The sequence below is a fragment of the Geobacter benzoatilyticus genome (assembly GCF_017338855.1).
Lineage (GTDB): Bacteria > Desulfobacterota > Desulfuromonadia > Geobacterales > Geobacteraceae > Geobacter > Geobacter benzoatilyticus.
Genome location: NZ_CP071382.1, coordinates 472664 through 487500 on the forward strand (window position 1 = coordinate 472664; position 14837 = coordinate 487500).

Annotated in this window: 15 protein-coding genes, 1 tRNA gene and 2 rRNA genes (1 of these 18 cut by a window edge); 2 read left to right on the plus strand and 16 right to left on the minus strand. The window is 54.7% G+C overall.

Features of this window, described 5'->3' with window-relative positions; translation table 11 throughout:
* Positions 1-348: 348 nt before the first annotated feature.
* From rplI to JZM60_RS02140, 14 genes are all read right to left on the minus strand, one after another.
* Positions 349-795, minus strand: a complete 447-nt coding sequence (rplI, locus tag JZM60_RS02075) for a 50S ribosomal protein L9 (RefSeq protein ID WP_207163889.1) — start codon at positions 793-795, stop codon at positions 349-351.
* A 23-nt stretch (positions 796-818) separates the two neighbouring features.
* The gene (locus JZM60_RS02080; protein WP_207163890.1) at positions 819-1766 is read right to left on the minus strand and encodes a YybS family protein; all 948 of its coding nucleotides are present in this window, start codon (positions 1764-1766) and stop codon (positions 819-821) included.
* 15 nt (positions 1767-1781) lie between these two features.
* Positions 1782-2093 carry a 30S ribosomal protein S18 gene (gene rpsR, locus JZM60_RS02085; protein WP_207163891.1) on the minus strand — a complete coding sequence of 104 codons (312 nt, stop codon included), beginning with the start codon at positions 2091-2093 and terminating at the stop codon, positions 1782-1784.
* A 21-nt stretch (positions 2094-2114) separates the two neighbouring features.
* Positions 2115-2471, minus strand: a complete 357-nt coding sequence (gene rpsF, locus JZM60_RS02090; protein ID WP_207165417.1) for a 30S ribosomal protein S6 — start codon at positions 2469-2471, stop codon at positions 2115-2117.
* Positions 2472-2637: 166 nt separating this feature from the next.
* Positions 2638-3732, minus strand: a complete 1095-nt coding sequence (gene ychF / locus JZM60_RS02095; protein WP_207163892.1) for a redox-regulated ATPase YchF — start codon at positions 3730-3732, stop codon at positions 2638-2640.
* Between the two features lie 36 nt (positions 3733-3768).
* On the minus strand, positions 3769-4353 hold the full coding sequence (gene pth, locus JZM60_RS02100) for an aminoacyl-tRNA hydrolase (RefSeq protein WP_207163893.1): 585 nt from the start codon (positions 4351-4353) through the stop codon (positions 3769-3771).
* Positions 4354-4379: 26 nt separating this feature from the next.
* Positions 4380-4976, minus strand: coding sequence for a 50S ribosomal protein L25 (locus JZM60_RS02105; RefSeq protein ID WP_207163894.1), 597 nt, complete (start codon positions 4974-4976; stop codon positions 4380-4382).
* Positions 4977-5036: 60 nt separating this feature from the next.
* Complete coding sequence (locus JZM60_RS02110) at positions 5037-5981, minus strand: ribose-phosphate pyrophosphokinase (RefSeq protein WP_207163895.1); 945 nt, start codon at positions 5979-5981, stop codon at positions 5037-5039.
* Between the two features lie 64 nt (positions 5982-6045).
* Positions 6046-6120: transfer RNA gene (locus tag JZM60_RS02115), tRNA-Gln, on the minus strand.
* Between the two features lie 33 nt (positions 6121-6153).
* Positions 6154-6999, minus strand: a complete 846-nt coding sequence (ispE, locus tag JZM60_RS02120; protein ID WP_207163896.1) for a 4-(cytidine 5'-diphospho)-2-C-methyl-D-erythritol kinase — start codon at positions 6997-6999, stop codon at positions 6154-6156.
* 78 nt (positions 7000-7077) lie between these two features.
* On the minus strand, positions 7078-7914 hold the full coding sequence (locus JZM60_RS02125) for a polysaccharide deacetylase family protein (protein WP_207163897.1): 837 nt from the start codon (positions 7912-7914) through the stop codon (positions 7078-7080).
* A 117-nt stretch (positions 7915-8031) separates the two neighbouring features.
* Positions 8032-10626 (minus strand): ATP-dependent chaperone ClpB, encoded by a 2595-nt coding sequence (gene clpB / locus JZM60_RS02130; RefSeq protein WP_207163898.1) that lies wholly within the window; start codon positions 10624-10626, stop codon positions 8032-8034.
* Positions 10627-10731: 105 nt separating this feature from the next.
* Positions 10732-10896, minus strand: a complete 165-nt coding sequence (locus JZM60_RS02135; RefSeq protein WP_207163899.1) for a hypothetical protein — start codon at positions 10894-10896, stop codon at positions 10732-10734.
* Between the two features lie 105 nt (positions 10897-11001).
* On the minus strand, positions 11002-12075 hold the full coding sequence (locus JZM60_RS02140) for a branched-chain amino acid aminotransferase (protein ID WP_207163900.1): 1074 nt from the start codon (positions 12073-12075) through the stop codon (positions 11002-11004).
* Positions 12076-12340: 265 nt separating this feature from the next.
* On the opposite strand from JZM60_RS02140, the gene rpoH reads away from it, so the two are divergent.
* Both rpoH and JZM60_RS02150 read left to right on the plus strand, forming a co-directional pair.
* Positions 12341-13180: an RNA polymerase sigma factor RpoH gene (rpoH, locus tag JZM60_RS02145; protein ID WP_207163901.1), complete on the plus strand. Its 840-nt coding sequence runs from the start codon at positions 12341-12343 to the stop codon at positions 13178-13180.
* 103 nt (positions 13181-13283) lie between these two features.
* Positions 13284-14033, plus strand: a complete 750-nt coding sequence (locus JZM60_RS02150; RefSeq protein WP_207163902.1) for a HesA/MoeB/ThiF family protein — start codon at positions 13284-13286, stop codon at positions 14031-14033.
* A gap of 207 nt (positions 14034-14240) precedes the next feature.
* Here the strand turns inward: JZM60_RS02150 and rrf are convergent.
* Both rrf and JZM60_RS02160 read right to left on the minus strand, forming a co-directional pair.
* Positions 14241-14357 (minus strand): 5S ribosomal RNA (rrf, locus tag JZM60_RS02155).
* A 102-nt stretch (positions 14358-14459) separates the two neighbouring features.
* A 23S ribosomal RNA gene (locus JZM60_RS02160) occupies positions 14460-14837 on the minus strand (it continues 2578 nt past the right edge of the window).

The window sequence follows — 14837 nt, forward strand, 5'->3', positions numbered from 1 at the left end:
TGCAGGCCCTTTTTATTTTTATGACGGATGTCGCAACGAAGCAGCCACTGCCTCCAAGCGCAAACCGCTGCCGACGACACGAACTGGGCTCCGCGACATTATTGCCTGCCCAATCTCGGGACGGCAACAAAATGAGCCGTGGAAACCCGCATGGGACAAACCAACATCAGACCAACAGCAGCCGGTTTAATCAACCGCGGCTGCTTTCTCCATTCGAGCCCGGACTGGGCTGCTCAAGGCAATGGCCTTTATCCTAAATTCGGCAGTTAAAACTGCCGGTACAAGCAAAAAAAAGGGGGACCCCAATATGGAGTCCCCCTCTGTATTCCAACTAACTGTAGCTCAAAACTATTCTGCTTTGGACACCACGACCTTGAGGGTAGCTGCAACGTCAGGATGCACCTTGACAGAAGCAGTGTACTCACCAACCTGCTTGATCGGTTCAGCAAGGACAATTTTCTTCCGGTCCATATCAATGCCCTGGGCCTTCAGTTGCTCGGCAAGCTCCATATTGGTAACGGCACCGAAGAGCTTCCCTTCCTCACCGGCCTGATGAACGATTGAAAGAGTCAACGACTCAATCCTGGCAGCAAAAGCCTTAGCCTGCTCCAGAACCTTGTTCCGCTTGTACTCGAGCTGACGCTTCGCATGATCGAGGGCCTTGGCATTTTTTTCGGTTGCTTCGATCGCATATCCCTTCGGAAGCAGGTAATTCCGAGCGTAGCCCGGTGCAACCTTGACAACATCGCCGATGTGACCGAGGTTTTCCAGGTTTTCCTTAAGAATGACTTTCATTGTTTTTCCTCCCAGCCTGAATTTTACAGGTTTTTGTGAATTCGTGGCCTGCGGAAATCCGCCCAGAGGTCAAAGAGCCCCAAAAGCATTACCGCAACGGCCAGATATGCCTGCAGTACGAGCAGGACATAGAAAAAAATCCTAAAGAACACCGGAACGGAATACGTGGCAAAAAAATGCATTACCACTGCTATTCCCTGCATGAAATAAAGAAATCCGGCGACTACAACGATATTAAGGGCCGCAATCTGAATGGCGTCATTGCCTGTCAGAAGAGCGAAACCGGCAATAATAACTCCCCACACAAGGTGTTCGGGATTTTTGAAGCTGCTCAGGTTGCTATCAGGAAGCTTTATCGCTGTCTGATTTCTGAACCGGCGAAGCAGAAGCAGATTAATTCCTGCAATCGCGGCAAGCGTAACCAGAAACATCGCCGGATAAATCTGCCCGAACAGCGCACCGACTTGCTCCAGACCTTCCTTAAGGAGCTGGATGTCTTCTCCGCCGGCCCCCCTGTCCTTATAAAAAGCGATGGTCTGGTCAAGGTTCGTTTTGATCGCCATCGTCACTTGACGATGAAAATCCACGCCCTTTGCAATGCCATACCCGGCAACCGCCATTGAAGCTGCCGCCGCCACGGAAAGCACCGCTGAGGCCATGGCGCGGCTGATGCTGTAGCCTCGCGACAAAAAAAACGCCAATAAAACTGACAGCAATCCCGCCTGGATCAAATACACCAGCGAAACAGCAAGGCCGCCGGATAATGCAAGGATCAGAGCCGCCACGAGGGCGGCACTGACGCCGACAATCCATTGCCCGCTCTTAAGCTGATAGTAGAGAATGGGAAGAGGCACGACAACCCCTGCCGCAATTCCCAGAAGAGGCACCTGGAGGTAAACAACGAAAATTGCAACCGTCAGGCACACCCCCTTGGCAACATCAAGGAGGACACCCCTATCGCCAATCACCATGGGGCTTACAGCCAGTTACGCTACGACGTGCGTAGAAGCAATCGGGATCAGGGCAATATTGCGGGCCCTTTTGATAGCCTCGGTAATCTCACGCTGATGCTTGGAGCAGTTGCCGGAAATCCTCCGCGGAACAATCTTGCCACGCTCGGTAATGAAGGAGCGGAGGATGCGGGGATCTTTGTAGTCGATGACCAGTTCCTTGTCCGCGCAGAAACGGCAAACTTTACGACGCTGGAACGGTCTCCTCTTACGGGGGCCGTTACCACGATATTGGGGCCGCTCGGGCCGTTCGGTTCTTTCGGGTCTTTCAGTTCTTTCTTCGCTCATCTATCCTGAACCTCCGATCTCTTATTCAGCGGCTTCGGCGGCCGGCGCCGTTTCGACGGGGGCAGCTTTAGCTGCGGGAGCTGCGGTCTCTTTCTCGATTTTCACGCTCTGGTAACGCAGCACCTTGTCATCAAGGCGCAGACGGCGCTCCAGTTCAGCGATCAGAGCCGCGTCAGCGTCGAAGCGAACGTAATAGTAACGCCCCCGCGCATTTTTGTTGATCGGGTATGCAAGCTTCCTTACACCCCAGTCTTCCAGCCGATGGAGATCGCCCTTCATCGTGGTAATGATGTCAGTCACCTTGGCATTGAGCCCTTTGAGCTCTTCATCGCCAAGGTCCGGCTGGACGATCACTACCGTCTCATACTTCCGTACCATGTTTATTTCCTCCTCACGGATTAGTAGCCCCGGTCCGACCCGGAGCAAGGAGCTTGCGGCATATTTGCCGCCGGAAAAGGTGAAGCGTACTACAGGTTGCTTCGCCATTCAAGAATTTTATCGTTAGATTTCGCCATTACAGTAACCGGCGATTGCGTGCCGGACGCTACACGTTGAACCGGAAATGCATGACATCGCCGTCCTGCACCACGTATTCCTTGCCTTCGAGACGCATGAGACCCTTCTCTTTGGCTCCGGCCTCGCCGCCTGACCCGATGAAATCACGGTAGGCAATTACCTCGGCACGGATAAATCCCTTTTCAAAATCCGAATGAATTACTCCGGCGGCCTGGGGCGCCTTCGTACCGGCGGGGATGGTCCAGGCCCGGACCTCTTTCTTGCCGGCCGTGAAATAGGTGATGAGCCCGAGGAGATCGTACCCCATCCTGATAAGGCGATCGAGCCCCGATTCAGCAAGCCCCATCTCAGCGAGGAAAGCCTTCTTCTCGTCTCCGTCGAGCTCGGCGATCTCCGCTTCGATTCTGCCGCAGATCACAACGACGCGCGCTCCCTCGGTTTCGGCCAGCTCCCGTACCTTTGCCACAAAAGGATGCGCCCCATCCAGGTCGTCCTCGGCAACGTTGGCAACATAAAGAACCGGCTTATCGGTCAGCAGATGCAGATCCCGCATCCAGACGCATTCATCATCCCCCACCTCAACGTGCCGCGCGGAGACACCTTTCTCCAGTTCCCCCTTGATACGGGCATAGAACTCGCTCTCATCCTTGAGCTTGCGGTCGCCGCTTTTAGCCTGTTTCTCCACGCGCTGGAGCTTTTTCTCCACGCTGTCCAGGTCAGCCAGGGCCAACTCGGTCTGAATAATCTCTATGTCACGGAGCGGATCGACACTGCCGCTCACATGCACCACGTTTTCGTCATCGAAACAACGCACAACATGGACAATGGCATCCACGGAACGGATATGTCCAAGGAACTGATTACCGAGTCCTTCCCCCTGGCTTGCCCCCTTTACAAGTCCGGCAATGTCGACGAACTCGATGGTTGTGGGAAGAATCCGCTCCGGATGAACGATTTCCGCCAGGCGATCAAGCCGCTCGTCGGGAACCTGGACTATGCCGACGTTGGGATCGATAGTGCAGAAAGGATAGTTTGCCGACTCGGCACCGGCCGAGGTCAGCGCGTTAAATATGGTGGACTTCCCCACATTGGGAAGGCCGACAATACCGCAATTGAAACCCATTGTGCGTTCTTCTTTCGCTTTGAGATGCAGCAGAAATCAAGCTGCCGACAGAAAATCCCTGTTGTTGTAGAGGCTCATGGTACGCGGCAGGCCATTTTTCAGGAGTTCGCCCAAAAGCTCGGCCACACCATCCACAAGAGTAGGCATACCAGCCATTTCCGCAGGAGAAAAATTGGCAAGGACATAATCGGCGGCATCGCCATGAGCCGGCCGCCCGACACCAATACGGACCCGCACAAACTCCCCGCCACCCAGCTCCTGCATAAGGGAACGCAGGCCATTATGGCCTCCATGCCCCCCTCCCTCCTTGATTTTTACCCTGCCGAAGGGAATATCAATGTCATCATGGATCACAACAAGATCAGAAAGGGTCAACTTGTGGAAGCGGAGCGCTTCGGCAGCGGAGCGTCCTGAAAGGTTCATGAAGGTCTGCGGTTTAAGAAGCAGCAACCTCTCGCCGCACCACTCGCCGTCACCGAAAAGGCCTGAAAAACTCTTTTTGGCGACGGCGACTCCCATGATACGTGCAAGATGGTCTAAAACCATGAAACCCGCATTATGGCGGGTCCATTGGTATTTCGGGCCGGGGTTACCCAGCCCGATTATAAGTTTTGTACTCATAGACACAAGGCGTGAGAAAAAGCCGGTTACTCAGCTTCGGCTTCAGCTCCGACTTCCGTCTCCTGGGCCTTGCCGTGAATACTGACAACCGACGCTTTCGGATCGCCGAGCACCTTGACGCCGGCGGCAAGTGTCAGATCTCCAAGATGGATGGAGTGGCCAATGGCCAGCGCCGTCACATCCACTTCAACATGATCGGGTATCTGCGTCGGCAGGCACTCCAGATCAAGGGAATGCATGACAATATCAAGCATGCCACCTTCTTTGACGCCGGCAGCCGTACCAACAACCGACACGGGCACATGTACCCGAACCTTGGCGTCGAGGTCGATCTTGTGAAGATCAACGGAAATGAAAGTCCCCTGTAGCGCTGCCTTTTTGAGATCGGCAACGATAACGGTCATACCGTTGAGGTTCCCGCCGCCCTGAAGAGCGATCAGATTATTGCGCCCGCCTTCACCGGCAATGGCGGCAGCAAGCTCCTTGGCATTGACGGACACGGCAACCGGCTCAATGCCCTTGCCATAGACAACTCCGGGAACCCCGCCTTGAGCGCGCAGCTTCCGTGCGATGCCCTTACCGGTTTTCTCTCTTACCTCTATGCTTATCGTCTTCTGTTGCATAATTTCCTCCGCGACTGGCAATTCAGATTCTATACTGCGGCGGGGTTCCCCGCACGAACACTAAACGAAAAGGGAGCTTACGGACTCATCGCCATGAATCCGTCGAATGGCCTCGGCCAAAAGGTCGGCAACGGTGAGCACCCGGATTTTACTTGTTCTTTCAGCCTTATCCCCAAGAGGGATAGTATCGGTAATAACGACCGCCTCAATGTCTGAATCGTTAATCCGGTCGATGGCCGGTCCCGAAAGAACGCCGTGGGTGGCGCAGGCATAAATGGCTTTAGCCCCGTGAGACTTCAGCGCCTTGGCAGCCTGGGTCAGCGTACCGGCAGTATCGATCATGTCATCAAGAATAATGGCGGTTTTATCCTTCACGTCGCCGATCAGGTGCATGACCTCAGCCACATTGGGGCCGGTACGCCGCTTATCGATAACTGCCAGGGTGCACCCGAGCCGCTTGGCAAAGGCCCTGGCACGCTCGGTACCACCGGCATCGGGGGAGACCATTACAATGCCGTTTTCGGGAAAACGTTGCTTGAGGTTCTCGAGAATGACCGGCGCGGCATAAAGGTTGTCAACGGGAATATTAAAGAAGCCCTGAATCTGACCGGCATGGAGGTCGACGGTAACAACGCGGTCAGCTCCTGATGTCGTAACGATGTCCGCCACAAGCTTGGACGTAATCGGTGTCCGGGGCGCCGCCTTGCGGTCCTGCCGGGCATAACCGTAATAGGGGATTACCGCGGTAATGGTGGCTGCCGACGCCCGCTTCAGGGCGTCGATCATGATCAGAAGCTCCATCAGGTTGTTATTTGTGGGCGCACAGGTGGACTGAACCACATAGATGTCACGCCCGCGCACGTTCTCGGAAATCTCCACCATGATCTCGCCGTCAGAGAAATTCTTCACATTGGCTTTACCGAGGGGGAGCCCGAGATTCTCACAGATTTTCTCTGCAAGCGCCCGGTTTGAGTTGCCGCTGAACACCTTGATTTTGTCGTTCATAACCTACCTTGCCTACACAAAAATAAATTCCCCGCAGCAGCCAGCAGGGCAACGATTTAGTAAGTGGCTGGGGCGCCAGGGATCGAACCTGGGAATGCCGGAATCAAAATCCGGTGCCTTACCGCTTGGCGACGCCCCAATATATCGTACGTCTTTGCCGTACCGGAAGATACTACACAAGCGCCCTGGCTACCGTCACAAACCATCCGGACACTTCGCCGATGGACCTGGCCGCCTCCAGCGCTCCTTCTTCGGACGGAAAAAGCCCGAAAACCGTTGGACCGCTGCCTGACATGAGGGCCCCCGAGGCCCCAGAGGCAATCAGCATTTCCTTGATCTCTCCGATTACCGGATGTTTACTTATGGTCACCGTTTCGAGATCGTTGGAGAGAACTGCACAGACATCGGCTACACCCTTAAAGAAGCGAGGAATATTATCGCCAATCCGCCCTTCTGTCAACCGTAAACTTCCATAAACCCATGCGGTCGAAACTGGAATATTGGGATTTACGATCACCATCCAGAGTGGCGGAACAGCCTCTATCGGCGTAAGTATTTCACCAATCCCCTCTGCCAGGGCAGTTTTGCCAAAAACAAAGAACGGCACGTCAGCGCCCAGCGTGACACCAATCTCCATGAGCCTCTCAGTGGAAAGCCCAAGGCCCAGGAGTTCATTAACCCCCAAGAGAACCGTAGCCGCATCGCTGCTTCCGCCGCCCAGCCCCGCCGCAACCGGAATGTTCTTGGTTATGGCAATATCGATTCCGGACTGTCGGCCGGAGAGCTTCAGAAGCGCATCGGCAGCTCGCCAGGCAATATTTCCCGGCCCGTCCGGCACACCCTCGCGGCCACAGGCGACCCGAATGCCGGGCATATCAGAAAGCGTGATTGTAATTTCGTCACAGAGGCTAATCCTCTGCATGATCATCCGAAGATCATGGTAACCGTCGGGACGGCGTCGGAGTACATCAAGCCGGTAATTAACCTTGGCAGGGGCCTTGAGTGTCAGGGATTTCATGGAAATGTCACTTCCCGAGGTAGAGTGAAAAGGATTTTATCTAAACCTATACGGCCCGATAAATCAAGGGATATCTCGTTACTCAACGGTCACGTCGGATAGCCTCGCAAACCGGAACCCCCTCTTCCGGAGTTCAGGAACAGCCGCCATTACCCCGGCCGCAGTTCCCGACTCGGGATGATTCATATGGAAGATGGCAATATCACCCTGCTTGGCGGCCAGCAGTGCGTCCCGCACCTGCTGTGCGGAAAAGGTAGCTCCTGCGTCGCCAAGAAGTGAATATCCCGCCACCTGCTGCCCCAGGGCGGCAGCAATTTCCACCGCTACTTCATCGTAGTAGGCGGTGCCGGAGCGGTAGAACGCTGGGCGCTTGCCGGTTACGTTCTCTATCAGACGGGCATTTTGCTCAATCTCATCAACTACTTCGCCTACGTTCCCGGTCCCCGGGATACCATAGGCATGTTGTCCCGTGACTGAGGCAGGACGGTGTCGATAACCGTGGTTGGCAATCTCGAAGAGAGGATTGGCTGACAGCCGCCTGAAAAGCTCTTGGTTCGCCTCGATCCAGAGGCCGCTCACAAAAAGCGTCGCAGGAATGCGCTCCCGCTCCAGAAATCCGATAAGCGCAGCATCGAACCCCTTCCCCCGCGGACTGCCACAGGCATCAAAGGTAAGGGCAATGACCTTGTCGTCACCTGCCAGCCGCGTTTTTACCCCCTTCACCACCGGACCCCAATGCTTCGGCGCCCCATTACCAAAGCGGTCAACCAGCATATTCCGCAGCGATGCATACTCGTTGTTGATTGACTTATGGAAAACCGCAGAAGAATCTGCCGCAAACAGCGGCAACGGTCCACCGGGGCCTCCAAACAAAACCGCTGAAACTATAATGGTCCACAAAAACAGATGCTTCATGAAATCCCCGTATATGGTTTTCGATAATCCTAGCCTCGATTAACGCCCCTGAGAAGAAAAAAAACGGGTCACCCCAAAAAAGGAGGACCCGAATAAGAGCATGAAATCCCAAAAACGCTATTTTCTAGTAATAACGAGGCTATCCCCCCCCATTGACAGGTCGGCCCGGACGGTGTCCCCCTCGTGAAACTTCCCCTCAAGGAGCATGAGGGCAAGGGGATCCTGAACCTTGCGCTGGATCGCCCTTTTGAGAGGACGCGCCCCGTAAGCCGGATCATACCCCTCGTGTGCCAGGTATTCCCGTGCTTTGTCAGTGATCTCCAGGGTGATGTGCCGCTCGGCGAGACGCTTCTTCAACTCCATTATCTGGATGTCTATGATCTGCTTGATCCGCTCCAGCGGCAGCGCGTGGTAGATGGCCACTTCGTCGATCCGGTTCAGGAATTCGGGTTTGAAGCTCTCCCGCAGGGTTTCGGTCACCATTTGCTTCATGCGGGTGTAGTCGCTGGCGCCATACTGCTGAATCCACTGGGACCCCAGGTTGCTCGTCATGATGATGACCGTATTGCGGAAGTCCACCGTCCGCCCCTGACCGTCGGTGAGACGGCCGTCATCGAGCAATTGGAGGAGAACGTTGAACACCTCGGAATGGGCTTTCTCAATCTCGTCAAAGAGAACTATGGAATAGGGGCGGCGCTTGACCGCCTCCGTGAGCTGCCCCCCCTCTTCGTACCCAACGTAGCCCGGGGGGGCGCCGATGAGGCGGGCCACTGTGTGCTTCTCCTGGTACTCGCTCATATCGATCCGAACGATAGCCTGATCATCATTGAAAAGGAATTCAGCCAGAGCTTTAGCGGTTTCGGTCTTCCCGACCCCCGTGGGGCCCAGGAAAAGAAATGAGCCGATGGGCCGGTTGGGGTCCGAAAGCCCTGACCGGGCCCTGCGGATGGCATTGGCTACCAGCAGCAGCGCGTCATCCTGCCCCACCACGCGGGTCTTGAGGCGCTCTTCCATATGCACAAGCTTGTCCGCCTCCCCCTCCAGCATGCGCGAAACGGGGATACCGGTCCATTTGGAAACGATTTCCGCCACGAGCTCACCGTCCACCTCTTCGGGGAGCATCTTCCCCTCCTTGCGGATTTCCTCCAGCACGGCGCTCTTCTCGGCTATCTCCTTCTCAATGGCCGGAATCTCGCCATAGCGGATCTCCGCCGTCCGCCCCAGGCTCCCCTCTCGCTCGGCTTTTTTCGCTTCTTCCTTCTTCTCCTCAAGCCGTTGTCTGAGCTGGCTCACCTGGCCGATAATCTCCTTCTCCCGCTGCCAATGCCCCTTGAGCACGGCAGACTTGGCCTTGAGATCCTCCAGTTCGTCGGCAAGCTTTCTCAGCCGCTCCAGGGCATGGGGATCCTGCTCCCGGAGGAGAGCCTGTTTCTCGATTTCCAGCTGGATGATCTTGCGCTCCACCTCGTCGATCTCCATGGGCATGGAATCAATCTCTATCCTCAGCCGCGATGCAGCCTCGTCAATCAGGTCGATGGCCTTGTCGGGGAGGAATCTGTCAGCGATGTAGCGGTCAGACAGGGTAGCGGCGGCGATGATGGCGCTATCCTTGATCCGGATGCCATGGTAAGTCTCGTACCGCTCCTTGAGCCCCCGCAGTATCGCGATGGTGTCTTCCACGCTCGGCTCTCCGGTATAGACCTGCTGGAAACGGCGCTCCAGAGCCGCGTCCTTCTCGATGTACTTACGGTACTCGTTGAGGGTGGTGGCGCCGATGCAGTGGAGTTCGCCCCGGGCCAGGGCAGGCTTGAGCATGTTGGAGGCATCCATTGCCCCCTCGGCGGCACCGGCCCCCACCAGGGTATGGAGTTCATCGATAAAGAGGATTACCTTCCCCTCGGACTTGGCAACCTCCTTGATAACCGCCTTGAGGCGCTCCTCGAATTCCCCCCGGTACTTGGCTCCCGCGATAAGCGCTCCCATATCGAGGGCCACGAGCCGCTTGTCCTTCAGGGATTCCGGCACGTCGCCAGAAATGATCCGCTGGGCAAGCCCCTCCACGATGGCGGTCTTTCCCACCCCCGGCTCACCGATGAGGACCGGATTGTTCTTGGTGCGCCGTGACAGGACCTGGAGCACCCGCCTGATCTCATCATCACGGCCGATGACCGGATCCAGCTTCCCTTGTCGGGCGAGATCGGTCAGGTCCCGGGCATACTTGGTCAAGGCCTGATACTTATCCTCTGGGCTCTGGTCAGTGACCCGCTCACCGCCCCGGATCTCAACCAGGGCCGCTAGAATGTTCTCCCGACTGGCGCCGGCATCGATTAGCGCCCGGGTGGCCGCACACTCTTTCGCGGCAAAAAAACCGAGTAGAAGATGCTCGGTAGAAACAAACTCGTCCTTCATGGCGTCGGCTTCCCGCTGAGCCATATCCAGAATCCTGTTCAGGGTGGGCGAGAGGTAGGCCTGAGCCGTGGCGCCGCTCACCTGCGGGAGCTTTTTCAAAAGTTCGTCAGCAGCGCTTCGCAATGTTGCCGGGGCAGCACCGACTTTCTGGAGGATCGGAACAACGAGCCCCCCCTCCTGCTCAAGAAGCGAGGCCAGCAGATGCTCGGGCTCGATGGCTCCGTTTCCCTGCCTGCCGGCAAGTTGCTGGGCACCCGCCAGGGCCTCCTGGGTTTTTATTGTCATTTTTTCAGGTCTGATCATGGTGCGTTCTCCTTTCCCGTTACAGGAAAAACATAGGCACGCCCCAAAGCTAAGTCAAGGAGGTGATGGGAAAATCGGAGTTGATGGGCAAGGCGGGAGAACTGATCAGGAAAAGGAGAGAAGGTCCAACTCCATCTGCTTCCAGTTCTCTCTTTTTATCTTTGGACCAGGGTAATAGCGGGGGCAGGAGGATATGACGGCCGTGGCCATCTGCTTGCACTGGCGGCGGCAGGAGAGGCAGAGTTTATTGACGTCGTAATTCCGCTTCATGGGCACCTTCATAGAAACGTGCGAATGGTATCTCCTCTGCCGCAATAGTAGCAGAAAGTCAGAACAAACGAAAAGGCGGCGTTTCCGCCGCCCGTTCACTTTAAATCAAGCAATCTTGCGCACCCAGCCGAAGGTGTCGGGAATCTTGCCGGTCTGGATACCGGTCAGAGTATCATATAGCTGCTGAGTGATCGGTCCGACGCCCCCATCACCGACAGTATAGACTTCGTCCTTGTATGCAAGAACGCCTACCGGGCTAATGACCGCCGCCGTACCACTGCCGAAAGCCTCCGTTATTTTACCGGAACGGATATCTGCCATCAGCTCGTTCACGTCTATGAGCCTCTCCTCAACGGTATAGCCAAGGCTCGCCGCGAGCTTCAAGGTTGAATCACGGGTGACGCCATTCAGAATCGTGCCAGTAAGGGATGCTGTCACGATGGTTTTCCCGTAGGCGAAAAGCATGTTCATGGCGCCCACTTCCTCAATATAGCGACGGTGGACCCCGTCAAGCCAGAGGACCTGGTCATACCCCTTTTCTTTCGCCTCAAGGCCGGCTTTGAGCGAGCAGGCGTAGTTGCCGCCGGTTTTGGCCTCACCGGTACCGCCGGGAACGGAACGGACGTAGTGGTCCTCCACCATGATCTTGATGGGCTTGAATCCCGCCGAGTAGTACGCCCCCACAGGCGAGAGAATCACATAAAAATAGTAGATATCCGACGGTTTTACCCCCAGAGCCGGTTCAACGCCTATCATGGCAGGACGGATATAGAGAGATGTCCCGTCTGACGATGGAATCCAGTCACGCTCCAGCGCAACAAGCTTTTCAATGCCGCCGACAAAAAGGTCCTCCGGCACCTCGGGCATGCAGAGCCGGTCGGCGGAAAGGTTAAAGCGCCGGGCATTCATCTCCGGGCGGAAAAGGACAATGGATCCGTCTTCCCATTTGTAAGCCTTGAGCCCCTCGAAAATCTCCTGGGAATAATGAAATACCGAGCATGCCGGGTCGAGGACAAAAGGAGCATACGGTTCGATGCGAGCATCAACCCAGCCCTGGCCCACCTTCCACTCTGCCATGAGCATCCGGTCAGTGAAAAGTTTCCCGAATCCCAGATGAGATTCGTCAGTGTACTTGGTTTTCTTCCGGTCATCCGGCAGTGGCGCGATTCTAATCTCCATCTTATGGAACCTCCATCTGATTAGGCGCAGTGCGTCGTAATATGTAACTTTTATGGTTTATCACATGAGTATGCGGAGGGGCAAGGGGTTTCCCCTTACCCACTATCCAATCCCGTCATTCATCGACAAAAAGCGACAAGCCTGCACTGACAAGGCAACGAGAATCCAACCCCTTGATTTTTCGCTTCTTGATTGTTACACTGTTAGCACTCAAGCATGTTGAGTGCCAGACAAAGAATGCACAATGCAATAGGAGGCCATGTTCATGACCATGAATCTCCCCATAGTCGCTGACAGTCTCTCCCTCTACCTGACTGAAATACGGAAATTCCCACTCCTCTCCCCCGACGAAGAGCGGCTCTACGCCGTAAAGTTCTTCGAGGAAAAAGATCTGGAATCTGCCCATCGGCTCATCACCTCAAACCTTCGCTTTGTGGTGAAGGTTGCCTCTGAATACAAATCCTACGGCATGAAAATGCTCGACTTGATTCAAGAGGGAAACATAGGCCTAATTATGGCCGTACGCAAATTCAATCCGCACAAGGGAATCCGCCTCATTTCCTACGCCGTTTGGTGGATCAGGGCCTATATCCAGAACTACATCATCTCCGCCTGGAGCCTTTTGAAAATTGGCACCACTCAGGCGCAAAAGAAGCTCTTTTTCAAGCTCAATCAAGCAAAGAATGCCATCAGACAATTAACTGGAGCTGATAATCTGGAAGCCACCGCACTGGCTCTCGACGTAAAGGAGTCGGAAGCAGTCGAAATGAATCAGCGGATGCAAGGTGAATTCTCGTTAGACGCTGAGGTGGTTGCCGGTGAAGGCCTAACTTTGCTGGAGTCGCTCATTGACGACCGTCAGAATCAGGAAGAAGCGTTAGCGGAACAACAGGAGGCGTCACTACTTCAGGGACAAGTAGCTCAAGCCATGGAGCGCCTCAACGAAAAGGAACGTTACGTGATTGAAAGACGGGTTGCCTCTGACGAACCGCTCACACTCCAGGAAATCGCCGACCACTTCTCCATATCGCGGGAAAGGGTTCGTCAAATTGAGGAAAACGCCCTTAAGAAAATAAAAAACCATCTTACTCCAATAATTGTGTAATACCTTCAAATGCTTTATCAGAGTCTTTATGCCCCGCCTCGACAAGACGGGGCATTTTTCTATCGCAATCTAACCTCAACCGACTTCAACGAAAGACACCATCATGATGACCAAAGAACAAACTGAGCGATACGCAAGGCACATAATGCTTGAAAAAGTTGGCCATGCTGGACAGGAACGGCTTCTGGCTGGAAAGGTCATGATCATTGGCGCCGGGGGACTTGGCTCCCCCATTGCCCTCTACCTGGCGGCGGCGGGAGTCGGCACCATCGGCTTAGCAGATTCGGACCGTGTGGAACTCTCAAACCTCCAGCGACAGATTGCCCATCATACTGCCGACCTTGGCAGACCCAAAGTGGTATCAGCGCGGGAAAAAATAACGGCCATGAATCCCGATGTAAATGTCACCACATTTGAGACAAGGGTTGACTCGTCAAACATTAAAGGCATTATTGAAAACTTCGATTTCGTCATCGATGCTACAGACAACTTCGACACCAAGTTTCTCATAAATGACGCCTGCGTTTCCATAGGCAAGCCGTTTTCGCACGGGGGGATTCTTCAATTCAACGGCCAGACCATGACTGTCCTCCCTGGCAAATCCCCCTGCTACCGTTGTATCTTCCCAGACCCACCAGAAAACGAAGAAGTAGCCACTGCTTGCTCAAGAGCAGGTGTCATGGGCATATTACCAGGGATAATAGGGAGCCTTCAGGCGACGGAAGCAATCAAACATCTTCTAGACATAGGGGATCTTCTGACCGGGAGGCTTCTGACCTACAACGCCCTATCCCTAAAGTTTCGCGAGATCCCTATAAAACAGAACAGCAACTGCGCCTGTAGCAACGACTAGGGATTGTAACCTTCTCTACAGAACCAGTTTTAGCTTAGTTTTTTTGGTCAATTTCGAAAGTAAAAGTCAATGCTGCCAAGGTCATAATATCAAGCAAGAAACAGCGAATGAGCAGAAGTGGCCGCGTAGAGGCAAGCAAAAGGCGGGAATGAATCCGGAACGAGAAAAGCCCCGCGCTCTTAGTTGAGTGCGGGGCTTTCAAAAAAATCCCGGCGGCGACCTACTTTCCCACACAGCTACCCATGCAGTATCATCGGCCCAGAGGGGCTTAACTTCCGTGTTCGGGATGGGAACGGGTGTGACCCCCTCGGCATAGCCACCGAGAAACCTTGTAAATATATCTTTCCAATCACACAAGCGAGAAGTTTTCAGGGTAAATATGGGGGGTGGTGTAACCACCCCCTTTAAAAAGTTCGGGAAATAATTATGATCAAGCCTCACGGCCGATTAGTACCGGTCAGCTGAACGCATTGCTGCGCTTACACACCCGGCCTATCAACGTTGTGGTCTACAACGGGCCTTCAGGGGATTGCTCCCGGGGATACCTAATCTTGAAGGAGGCTTCCCGCTTAGATGCTTTCAGCGGTTATCCTTTCCGTACATAGCTACCCAGCGACTGCTCCTGGCGGAACAACTGGAACACCAGAGGTACGTCCATCCCGGTCCTCTCGTACTAAGGACAGCTCTTCTCAAGTATCCTGCGCCCACGGCAGATAGGGACCAAACTGTCTCACGACGTTTTAAACCCAGCTCGCGTACCGCTTTAATTGGCGAACAGCCAAACCCTTGGGACCTACTTCAGCC

Excerpts from the sequence above, each read along its gene's own strand:
- rpsF (WP_207165417.1), bottom strand. The coding sequence starts at position 2,471 with ATGGTACGGAAGTATGAGACGGTAGTGATCGTCCAGCCGGACCTTGGC.
- rpoH (WP_207163901.1), top strand. The coding sequence starts at position 12,341 with ATGACCATGAATCTCCCCATAGTCGCTGACAGTCTCTCCCTCTACCTG.
- ispE (WP_207163896.1), bottom strand. The coding sequence starts at position 6,999 with ATGAAATCCCTGACACTCAAGGCCCCTGCCAAGGTTAATTACCGGCTT.
- ychF (WP_207163892.1), bottom strand. The coding sequence starts at position 3,732 with ATGGGTTTCAATTGCGGTATTGTCGGCCTTCCCAATGTGGGGAAGTCC.
- JZM60_RS02125 (WP_207163897.1), bottom strand. The coding sequence starts at position 7,914 with ATGAAGCATCTGTTTTTGTGGACCATTATAGTTTCAGCGGTTTTGTTT.
- JZM60_RS02140 (WP_207163900.1), bottom strand. The coding sequence starts at position 12,075 with ATGGAGATTAGAATCGCGCCACTGCCGGATGACCGGAAGAAAACCAAG.
- JZM60_RS02105 (WP_207163894.1), bottom strand. The coding sequence starts at position 4,976 with ATGCAACAGAAGACGATAAGCATAGAGGTAAGAGAGAAAACCGGTAAG.
- clpB (WP_207163898.1), bottom strand. The coding sequence starts at position 10,626 with ATGATCAGACCTGAAAAAATGACAATAAAAACCCAGGAGGCCCTGGCG.
- rplI (WP_207163889.1), bottom strand. The coding sequence starts at position 795 with ATGAAAGTCATTCTTAAGGAAAACCTGGAAAACCTCGGTCACATCGGC.
- pth (WP_207163893.1), bottom strand. The coding sequence starts at position 4,353 with ATGAGTACAAAACTTATAATCGGGCTGGGTAACCCCGGCCCGAAATAC.
- rpsR (WP_207163891.1), bottom strand. The coding sequence starts at position 2,093 with ATGAGCGAAGAAAGAACTGAAAGACCCGAAAGAACCGAACGGCCCGAG.
- JZM60_RS02150 (WP_207163902.1), top strand. The coding sequence starts at position 13,284 with ATGATGACCAAAGAACAAACTGAGCGATACGCAAGGCACATAATGCTT.
- JZM60_RS02080 (WP_207163890.1), bottom strand. The coding sequence starts at position 1,766 with ATGGTGATTGGCGATAGGGGTGTCCTCCTTGATGTTGCCAAGGGGGTG.
- JZM60_RS02135 (WP_207163899.1), bottom strand. The coding sequence starts at position 10,896 with ATGAAGCGGAATTACGACGTCAATAAACTCTGCCTCTCCTGCCGCCGC.
- JZM60_RS02110 (WP_207163895.1), bottom strand. The coding sequence starts at position 5,981 with ATGAACGACAAAATCAAGGTGTTCAGCGGCAACTCAAACCGGGCGCTT.